The following is a 1,090-nucleotide window of genomic DNA, read 5'->3' as shown; positions in this document are numbered from 1 at the left end:
ATACGCCTCGATCACCGCCGGGTTCTTTTGCACGTCGGCCGGCACTCCTTCGGCGATCGGCTTGCCGTAGTCCAGCACCGTCAAGCGGTTGCACAGCCCCATCATGAGTTTGACGTCGTGTTCGATCAGCAGGATGGTTTTGCCGTCCGCCTGGATTTTGACCAGCAGTTCCCTCAGGCCCAGTTTTTCGGTGGCGTTCATGCCGGCGGCCGGTTCGTCCAGCGCCAGCAGTTGCGGCTCCGTCGCCAGCGCGCGGGCGATCTCCAGCCGCCTCTGGTCGCCGTAGGACAGGTGCCGCGCCGTTCTGGCGGCAAATTTGCCGATGCCGACGAAGTCGAGCAGCTTTTGCGATTTGTCCTTGATCTGCGCTTCTTCGTCTCTGGCGGCCTTGTGCCGGAATACGGCGCCGAAGACGTTCTGCCTGGTCCTGACGTGGCAGCCGACCATGACGTTTTCCAGCACGGTCATGTCGCCGAATAACCGGATGTTCTGGAAGGTGCGGGCGATGCCGGCTTTGGCGACTTCATGCGGGGCGCTGGGACTGTAGGGTTTGCCGGCCAGCTCGAAGCTGCCGGTGTCGGGCTGGTATAGCCCGGTGATGACGTTGAAGAAGGTGGTCTTGCCGGCGCCGTTGGGGCCGATCAGGCCGTAGATCTGGCCTTGTTCGATGCTCAGGCTGACGCCGGAGAGGGCTTGCAGGCCGCCGAAGCGTTTGCTGACGTCGGCGATTTTTAACAGGGTGGTGGTGCTCATCATTCGTCCTCTGTGTGTTGTTCGTCGATGGGCTTACGCTTTGACCACACCGACCGGCTCGTCGCCGTGCGGGTGGTCGGCTTCGGGCCGGTCTTCATGGCGCGGGGATGGCCACAAACCCGCTGGACGGTTGAGCATGATGACGACCATCGCTAAGCCGTAGAGCAGTTGACGCAGCACTTCGGCGTCGATCCAGACGCGCCCGAACAGGCTCATCTGCACCGGTTCGACGACGTGGCGCAGGACTTCGGGCAGGGCGGCGAGGATCACGCCGCCCAGCACGACGCCGGGGATGTGGCCGATGCCGCCGAGCACGACCATGGCGAGCACGGCGATC

The 1,090-nt window shown here is 63.7% G+C and carries 1 protein-coding gene and 1 pseudogene; both read right to left on the bottom strand.

Annotated features, from left to right (window positions below):
- Positions 1-753: ABC transporter ATP-binding protein (locus RV1423_RS28220; RefSeq protein WP_034303971.1), on the bottom strand; the 753-nt coding region annotated here is incomplete at its 3' end.
- Positions 754-786: 33 nt separating this feature from the next.
- A pseudogene (locus tag RV1423_RS28215) lies at positions 787-1,090 on the bottom strand (ABC transporter ATP-binding protein); the annotation flags it as partial.

Source organism: Herbaspirillum sp. RV1423, assembly GCF_000577615.1.
In the GTDB taxonomy this organism is placed as follows: Bacteria; Pseudomonadota; Gammaproteobacteria; order Burkholderiales; family Burkholderiaceae_D; genus Herbaspirillum.
Note: the sequence above shows the minus strand (reverse complement) of the source record. Positions and strands in the feature narration are given on the sequence as shown.